Source organism: Pseudomonas sp. PDM32, assembly GCF_019219225.1.
Taxonomy (GTDB): Bacteria; Pseudomonadota; Gammaproteobacteria; order Pseudomonadales; family Pseudomonadaceae; genus Aquipseudomonas; species Aquipseudomonas laurylsulfatiphila.
The window spans coordinates 373743-382360 of the sequence record NZ_JAHUWE010000007.1 but is presented as its reverse complement, the minus strand read 5'-3'; the positions used below and the strand labels follow the sequence as shown (position 1 = coordinate 382360).

The 8618-nt window shown below is 61.0% G+C and carries 6 protein-coding genes; all 6 read left to right on the top strand.

Annotation, left to right across the window (positions count from 1 at the left end):
• Window positions 1-272 precede the first annotated feature (272 nt).
• The 6 genes from KW846_RS16125 to mdoH all read left to right on the top strand — a co-directional run bounded on the left by KW846_RS16125 (window position 273) and on the right by mdoH (window position 8490).
• Window positions 273-1229 carry a choline ABC transporter substrate-binding protein gene (locus tag KW846_RS16125; RefSeq protein WP_218483365.1) on the top strand — a complete coding sequence of 319 codons (957 nt, stop codon included), beginning with the start codon at window positions 273-275 and terminating at the stop codon, window positions 1227-1229.
• A gap of 146 nt (window positions 1230-1375) precedes the next feature.
• Window positions 1376-2281, top strand: a complete 906-nt coding sequence (locus KW846_RS16120; RefSeq protein ID WP_218483363.1) for an alpha/beta hydrolase — start codon at window positions 1376-1378, stop codon at window positions 2279-2281.
• A gap of 104 nt (window positions 2282-2385) precedes the next feature.
• Complete coding sequence (gene pip / locus KW846_RS16115; RefSeq protein WP_095964593.1) at window positions 2386-3357, top strand: prolyl aminopeptidase; 972 nt, start codon at window positions 2386-2388, stop codon at window positions 3355-3357.
• Window positions 3354-3791 carry a D-aminoacyl-tRNA deacylase gene (dtd, locus tag KW846_RS16110; RefSeq protein WP_015093112.1) on the top strand — a complete coding sequence of 146 codons (438 nt, stop codon included), beginning with the start codon at window positions 3354-3356 and terminating at the stop codon, window positions 3789-3791. Before pip ends, dtd begins: the two co-directional genes overlap by 4 nt.
• Before the next feature lie 321 nt (window positions 3792-4112).
• Window positions 4113-5927 carry a glucan biosynthesis protein G gene (locus KW846_RS16105; protein WP_218483361.1) on the top strand — a complete coding sequence of 605 codons (1815 nt, stop codon included), beginning with the start codon at window positions 4113-4115 and terminating at the stop codon, window positions 5925-5927.
• Entirely contained in the window at window positions 5920-8490 is a 2571-nt protein-coding gene (mdoH, locus tag KW846_RS16100) for a glucans biosynthesis glucosyltransferase MdoH (RefSeq protein WP_104451122.1), read from the top strand. The genes KW846_RS16105 and mdoH overlap by 8 nt, the downstream gene beginning before the upstream one ends.
• Window positions 8491-8618 lie beyond the last annotated feature (128 nt).

The following is an 8618-nucleotide window of genomic DNA, read 5'->3' as shown; positions in this document are numbered from 1 at the left end:
CTTCATCTCCCATTACAACCATCGTCGTTGCCACTCTGCCTCGAACAACTTGCCGCCTGCGCTGTATGAGCAACAGGCGGCTTAATGCTCCTACAGAGCGGTTCAAAAAAAATGAACCACTACACCGAAGGCTGCGATCTTTTTTGTCGCCACCGTGCAAAACACGGTCGCCACAGGTCGCTTTTACCGCTCGTCTGCTGCGTATTGTTCTGGCCACGGTGCACAAAGACACCGGCCCGACAATAATCCGCTGCCGCACGAGAATGCTCTCTATGACAAGCCCCAAAGGTCTGTTCGCCCGCTGTCTCTCAATCCTCTGCGGCACCGCTCTCCTGAGCACCAGCGTCCTGGCGGCGGACGACGCCTCCTGCAAGACCGTGCGCATGGGTGTGGTCAACTGGACCGATGTGATTGCCACCAGTGGCATGGCCGATGTGCTGCTCAATGGTCTGGGCTACGAAAGCAGGCAAACCAGCGCCGTGCAGCAAATTATTTTCGCCGGCATCCGTGACAAGCGCCTCGACATCTTCCTCGGTTACTGGAAACCGGCGATGGATAAGAACATCGCGCCGTTCGTGGCAGCCAATCAGGTCAAGGTCATGGATAAGCCGAGTCTGGCCGATGCGCAGGCGACTCTCGCAGTGCCAGACTACGTCGCAGCGGCGGGCCTGAAAACCTTCGCCGATATTGCCAGGTTCAAAGACCAGCTCGGCGGCAAGATCTACGGCATCGAGCCGGGCAGCGGTGCCAACACCACGATCAAGACGATGATCGAGACCAATCACTTCGGCCTCAAGGACTTCAAACTGATCGAGTCCGGTGAGGCCGGGATGCTGGCGGCCGTGCAGCGGGCGGTGAATCGCAAGGAGTTCGTGGTATTCGTCGGCTGGACCCCGCACCCGATGAACATCAACATGAAGATCGACTACCTGACCGGCAGCGAAGACGTCTATGGGCCGAACGAAGGTGCGGCGACCGTATCCACCGTCACCGCCCCGGATTACGCCGAGCGCTGCCCGAACGTCAATCGATTGCTGGAGAACCTGACGTTCACCGCTGCTCAGGAAAGTCAGCTGATGGTGCCGATCATGGAACGCCAGACGGCTCAGGATGTCGCCAGAAAATGGCTGCGCGAGCATCCCGAAGACTTGCAGCGCTGGTTGGCGGGGGTCAGCAGTTTCGATGGCAAGGACGGCGTAGCGACGGTTCAGGCCAGCCTGAAGAACTGACCCCAAAACCTGTGGGAGCGGGCTTGCTCGCGAAGGCGGATTGACAGTCGACATAGAGGTTGAATGTGCCGGCCTCTTCGCGAGCAAGCCCGCTCCCACAGGAACCTGGTCTCCCGTGCACCTCTGAAAAGGCTGACACCCGGCTCATGGCTTCTTACCCGCTTTCCAAAGAGATGACGGCATTCGTCGAGAAAACCGTCAGTTTCAACAGCACCGACAGCAGTCTCGCCGGATTGCGCCAGGCCTACAGCGAGATGTGCCGGGCGTTCACTCCGGCACGTCCCGCCGGGTTGTATGTGGTCGACTTCGTGTTGTCCGGTGTTGCTGTCCGTTCCTATCAGCCACCGACCAGCAGTACGTCATGCATCGTTTACCTGCATGGCGGCGGCTGGGTGGTGGGGGACCTGGACTCCCACGATTTCATCTGCGCCGAATTGGCATCGACCCTCGGTGTGCTGGTGATCGCCGTCGATTATCGCCGGGCACCGGAGCATCCGTTTCCCGCTGCGTTCGATGATTGCCTGAAGGTCTGGCGGGCGCTGCGCACCGGACCGTTTCAACTCGATCCGGAGCGCATGCTGGTGGCCGGTGACAGTGCCGGCGGCAATCTCGCAGCAGCGTTGTGCCTGGCACTGCGCGATGCCGGCGAGCCGTTGCCGTGCGCGCAGGTTCTGATCTATCCGGGGCTGGGCGGCGATCACCGGCTGCCATCGCGCAGTGAGTGCGTCGACGCGCCGTTACTCAGCAGCAGTGATGTCGATTGCTATCACGCCCTTTACCTGCGGGGCACCCGCCAGCCGAGCGCCTACGCCATGCCATTGCTCGCCACGGATTTCAGGGGATTGCCACCGGCCTGGATCGCCGTGGCGCAGTTCGACCCGTTGCGTGATGACGGCGTGCGGTATGCCGAGCGACTGAACGCTGCGGGCGGGGCTGCCACGCTGTATGTCGGCGAGGGGCTGGTTCATGGTTGTTTGCGGGCCCGGGGGCAGGTAGCCGAGGTCGATGAGCTGTACCAGGCCCTGTTCGGATACCTGGCGGCAAGAATCTGACTCCGCACGGGCATGCTCATTGACGTAATTCGGGTTTATGATGCCGGACGGCAGAATAATAGAAGTCCCCCCAGGGATGACCTCGACCCCTTACGGAGTGCGCAATGCAGACTTTGTACCCGCAGATCAAACCCTACGCCCGGCACGATCTGGCCGTCGACGAGACCCACACGCTGTATGTCGACGAAAGCGGTTCACCGGAAGGTTTGCCGGTGGTGTTCATCCACGGCGGCCCTGGTGCCGGATGTGATGCCCAGAGTCGTTGCTTCTTCGATCCCAATCTGTACCGCATTGTTACCTTCGACCAGCGCGGTTGCGGTCGCTCCACTCCCCACGCCAGCCTGGAAAACAACACGACCTGGGATCTGGTCGCCGACCTGGAGCGGATTCGCCAGCACCTGGGCATCGACAAATGGGTGCTGTTTGGCGGCTCCTGGGGTTCGACCCTGGCGCTGGCCTATGCGCAAACCCATCCTGAGCGCGTGCACGGTCTGATCCTGCGCGGGATTTTTCTGTGCCGCCCGCAGGAAATCGAATGGTTCTACCAGGCTGGCGCGAGCCGTTTGTTCCCCGATTACTGGCAGGACTACATCGCGCCGATCCCGCTGGACGAGCGCGGCGATTTGCTCACCGCGTTCCACAAGCGTCTGGTCGGCAACGACCAGATTGCCCAGATGCACGCGGCCAAGGCCTGGTCCACCTGGGAGGGCCGTACTGCGACCCTGCGTCCGAACCCGCTGGTGGTCGATCGCTTCTCCGAGCCACAGCGTGCATTGTCGATTGCCCGCATCGAATGCCACTACTTCAGCAACCACGCCTTCCTGGAACCGAACCAGTTGATCCGCGACATGGGCAAGATCGCCCATTTGCCCGGCGTGATCATCCATGGCCGCTATGACGTGATCTGCCCGCTGGATAACGCCTGGGAATTGCATCAAGCCTGGCCGAACAGCGAACTGCAGGTCATCCGCGATGCCGGTCATGCCGCTTCCGAACCGGGCATCACCGACGCGCTGGTCCGTGCCGCCGATCAGATGGCCCGGCGTCTGCTCGACCTGGCGCCTGACGAGGCATGAAGGGCCTGCTGCAACGGGTGCGTGGCGCACGAGTCGAGGTTGCCGGCGAAGTCGTGGGCGCCGTTGATCAGGGACTGCTGGTCCTGGTGGCCGTTGAGCCAGACGATACGCGGGCCAGCGCCGACAAACTTCTTAATAAGCTGCTTAACTATCGGGTGTTCAGTGACGCTGAGGGCAAAATGAATCTGTCCCTGGCGGATGTGGGCGGCGGGCTGCTGCTGGTCTCTCAGTTCACCCTGGCTGCCGATACCAGAAGCGGGCTGCGTCCGGGTTTCTCGACTGCGGCCCCTCCGGCGTTGGGAGAGGAATTGTTCGACTATCTATTAAGCAAAGCGAAACAGGTGCATGGCACTGTGGCATCAGGTAGATTCGGCGCGGATATGCAGGTGCACCTGGTCAATGATGGCCCGGTCACCTTCCTGTTACAGACCTGAAAGCGCTTGAAACAAGTTTTTAAGCTCATTTCGACTGAAAACAGGACTTTATCGCGATAAATACTTTGTTACCCCTGATGCGTTGTAACGCGGCCTACTAGATAATCGCGCGCTACGGGGATCAGCGTTCGTTGGTCCATTTTGACTTAGGTAGAGACTTGTCTGGATCCGATTGGGGAATCATTTCGCCCCAGCGGAGTCGGAACAATGCTCGCCAACTTGGCAAGAGTGGTTTGCAAGGGCGGTTTTTTCATACCGTACACCGTGCAGACCCTTTAACTGGCCGTTGGTTTTTTGATCTGTTTTCGGCGAGGGTTGCTCGTGATTGTTAGTCCCTGTAACGCACCAAAATTGTCTGCCAAACGGTTACGCAGCGCCCTGGTAGCGGGCTCTGCACTGCTCTGCCTGCTCAGCGCCGGCCAGCTTTGGGCATTCAATCTGGATGATGTGTCGGCCAAGGCAAAAGAGCTGGCCGCGCAGAAATACGAAGCGCCGCGCAGTAACCTGCCGAACGAGTTCCGCGACATGAAGTTCGCGGACTATCAGAAAATTCGTTTTCTGACGGAAAAAGCCGAATGGGCGGATCAGAAGACGCCGTTCAAGCTGTCCTTCTATCACCAGGGCATGCATTTCGATACGCCGGTGAAAATCAACGAAATCACCGCGAACACCGTCGAAGAGATCAAATACGACCCGAGTCGTTTCGACTTCGGCGACATGCAGTTCGATCCGAAGGCCACCGAACAGCTGGGTTATGCCGGTTTCCGTGTGCTGTACCCGATCAACAAGGCCGACAAGCAAGACGAAATCATGACCATGCTCGGCGCGAGCTACTTCCGCGTCGTCGGCAAGGGTCACGTCTATGGCTTGTCCGCTCGCGGCATGGCCATCGATACCGCCTTGCCGTCCGGCGAAGAATTCCCGCGTTTTCGCGAGTTCTGGATTCAACAGCCCAAGCCGGGCGACAAGCACCTGGTGATCTTCGCCCTGCTGGACTCTCCGCGTGCCACCGGCGCCTATCGCCTGACCCTGCGTCCGGGCAGCGACACCATCGTCGACGTCAAGGCGCAGATGTTCCTGCGTGACAAGGTCGGCAAGCTGGGCATCGCCCCGTTGACCAGCATGTTCCTGTTCGGCGCCAACCAGCCGTCGAAAGTACTGAACTACCGCCGCGAACTGCACGACTCCAGCGGCCTGGCGATCCATGCCGGTAACGGCGAGTGGATCTGGCGTCCGCTGAACAATCCCAAACACCTGGCGGTGAGCAACTTCAGCGTGGAAAACCCGCGCGGGTTCGGTCTGCTGCAACGTGGCCGCGACTTCAGCCACTACGAAGACCTCGACGACCGCTACGACAAGCGCCCAAGCGCCTGGATCGAGCCGAAGGGTGACTGGGGCAAGGGCACCGTCGACCTGGTCGAGATTCCGACCGCCGACGAAACCAACGACAACATCGTCGCCTTCTGGAACCCGGAAAAATTGCCGGAACCTGGCCAGCCGCTCGATGTCGCTTATCGTATGCATTGGACCATGGACGAAGCGGCGATTCACGCGCCGGACAGCGCCTGGGTCAAGCAGACCCTGCGTTCGACCGGTGACGTCAAGCAGTCCAACCTGATTCGTCAGCCGGACGGCAGCGTTGCCTACCTGGTGGACTTCGAAGGCCCGTCCCTGGCAGCGTTGCCGGCCGATGCCGAGGTTCGCAGCCAGGTCAGCGTCGGCGACAACGCCGAACTGGTGGAAAACAGCGTTCGCTACAACCCTGAAACCAAGGGCTGGCGCCTGACCCTGCGGATGAAAATCAAGGATCCGGGCAAGGCTACCGAGATGCGTGCCGCGCTGGTGCAGAACATCGTGCCGGCGGACCTGGCCAAGACGTCGATCCCGTCGTCCAACTCGTCGGTTGCCAAGGCCGACAAGGTTGCCGCCAAGCAACAAGAGAAAGCGGACAAGGAAGCCAAGCAAGCGGAGGCCAAGCAGGCTGAAGCTAAGCCTGTTGCAGATGCCAAGGACAAGGCCAATAAAGACGCCAAGCAGCCTGTTGCTGCCGACGCGGCCCCAGCCACACCGGAATCGGCGCCGACTGAAGAAGTCCTGACCGAGACCTGGAGCTATCAGTTGCCTGCCGATGAGTAACTCTCAAGTACGGCCAGAAACTCTTTCCGAGTATCTGGCGCATCTGCCGATGACCGACGAGCAGCGCGCGGAACTCGCGGGCTGCCAGTCTTTCAGCGAATTGCACGAACGCCTGTCGTCTTCGACGTTCGACGCCCCGACCGAAGCCGCCCAGGCTTCGGTCGGCAAACGCCTGACCCTGAGTACTGCCGAAGAGCTGCAGGACGCGGAAATGCTGGTGCTCGACGCCAACGGCCGGGTCTGCCTCAAGGCGACCCCGCCGATCCGGCGGACCAAGGTCGTGCCGGAGCCGTGGCGCACCAACATTCTGGTGCGTGGCTGGCGGCGAATGACCGGTCGTACCAACCCGCCGAAGCCGCCGAAGGACGAGCGTGTGCTGCCGGCTGCGCGCTGGCGGACCGTCGGTTCGATCCGTCGCTACATTCTGTTGCTGCTGATGCTCGGCCAGACCATCGTCGCCGGCTGGTACATGAAAGGCATCATGCCGTACCAGGGCTGGTCGTTCGTCGACCTCAACGAAGTGCTGCACCAACCGCTGCTGCAAACCGCCACGCAAGTGCTGCCGTACGCCTTGCAGACCAGCATCCTGATCCTGTTCGGGATTCTGTTCTGCTGGGTATCGGCCGGTTTCTGGACCGCGCTGATGGGCTTCCTCGAATTGCTGACCGGCCACGATAAATACCGTATCTCCGGTAAAAGTGCCGGTAACGAGCCGATTCCAAAGGATGCGCGCACCGCACTGGTGATGCCGATCTGCAACGAAGACGTGCCTCGGGTGTTTGCCGGCCTGCGGGCGACCTTCGAGTCGGTTGCGGCCACGGGTGACCTGGACCGTTTCGATTTCTTCGTCCTCAGCGACAGTAACGACGCCGATATCTGTGTGGCCGAGCAACAGGCCTGGCTGGACGTCTGCCGCGAAGCCGGTGGCTTCGGCAAGATCTTCTATCGCCGCCGCCGTCGTCGTGTAAAACGCAAGAGCGGCAACCTCGACGATTTCTGCCGTCGTTGGGGCGGTGACTACAAGTACATGGTCGTACTCGACGCCGACTCGGTGATGAGCGGTGAGTGCCTGACCAGTCTGGTGCGCCTGATGGAAGCCACGCCGGATGCCGGGATCATCCAGACCGCGCCACGGGCGTCGGGCATGGACACCCTGTATGCGCGCATGCAGCAGTTCGCCACTCGCGTGTATGGCCCGCTGTTTACCGCCGGCCTGCACTTCTGGCAACTGGGCGAGTCGCACTACTGGGGTCACAACGCGATCATCCGCATGAAGCCGTTCATCGATCACTGCGCCCTGGCGCCGTTGCCCGGTAAAGGTGCGTTCTCCGGCTCGATCCTGTCCCACGACTTCGTTGAAGCCGCGCTGATGCGCCGTGCCGGTTGGGGTGTGTGGATTGCCTACGACTTGCCGGGCAGCTATGAAGAACTGCCGCCGAACCTGCTGGACGAACTCAAGCGTGACCGTCGCTGGTGTCACGGCAACCTGATGAACTTCCGCCTGTTCTTGGTAAAAGGCATGCACCCGGTGCACCGCGCGGTGTTCCTGACCGGCGTGATGTCCTACCTGTCGGCGCCGTTGTGGTTCTTCTTCCTGGTGCTGTCGACCGCGCTGCTGGCGGTCAACACGCTGATGGAGCCGCAGTACTTCCTTGAGCCGCGCCAACTCTATCCGCTGTGGCCACAATGGCACCCGGACAAGGCGATTGCGCTGTTCTCGACCACCATCGTGCTGCTGTTCCTGCCGAAGTTGCTGAGCATCATCCTGATCTGGGCCAAGGGCGCGAAAGAGTTCGGTGGCAAGTTCAAGGTGACCCTGTCGATGCTGCTGGAGATGCTGTTCTCCATGCTGCTGGCACCGGTGCGGATGATTTTCCACACCCGTTTCGTCCTCGCCGCGTTCCTCGGCTGGGCCGCGACCTGGAACTCGCCGCAGCGTGACGACGACTCCACCCCGTGGAGCGAAGCGATCAAGCGCCATGGTCCGCAAACCCTGCTGGGCTTCTTCTGGGCCATGCTGGTGATCTGGCTGAACCCGAGCTTCCTGTGGTGGCTGGTGCCGATCGTCGGTTCGTTGATGCTGTCGATCCCGGTGTCGGTGATCTCCAGCCGCGTCGGCCTGGGCCTGAAGTCCCGTGACGAGAGCCTGTTCCTTATCCCTGAGGAATACAATCCGCCGCAGGCCTTGCTGGCCACCGACCAGTACACCCATGAGAACCGCTGGCACGCGCTGAACGACGGCTTCGTCCGTTCGGTGGTCGATCCACAGCAGAACGCCCTGGCGTGCTCGCTGGCGACCTCGCGGCACAATCAGGCCGAGCCGATCGAGTGGTTGCGGATCGAGCGGGTGCGGCACGCGATGAAGGTGGGTCCTGAAGGCTTGACCAACAACGAGCGAGTGCAGTTGTTGAGCGACCCGGTAGCCTTGGCCCGCTTGCACGAGCAGGTCTGGAGCGAAGGGCATGCCGAGTGGCTGGGCGCATGGCGCAAGTCGGTCCAGGCCGACCCCCATGCACCGTTGCTGCCGCTCAAGCCGATGAGCGAGCAGCCTCAGTTGGCATGATAAAAAAACCCGCGAAAGCGGGTTTTTTTATGGCTTGAAGTTGGTTCTTGAGCTTGCACCCGACTTTGTAACAGCAGTGTCTGGTCGATCGCTTTCGCGGGCAAGCCCGCTCCCACAGGGTTCAAGGT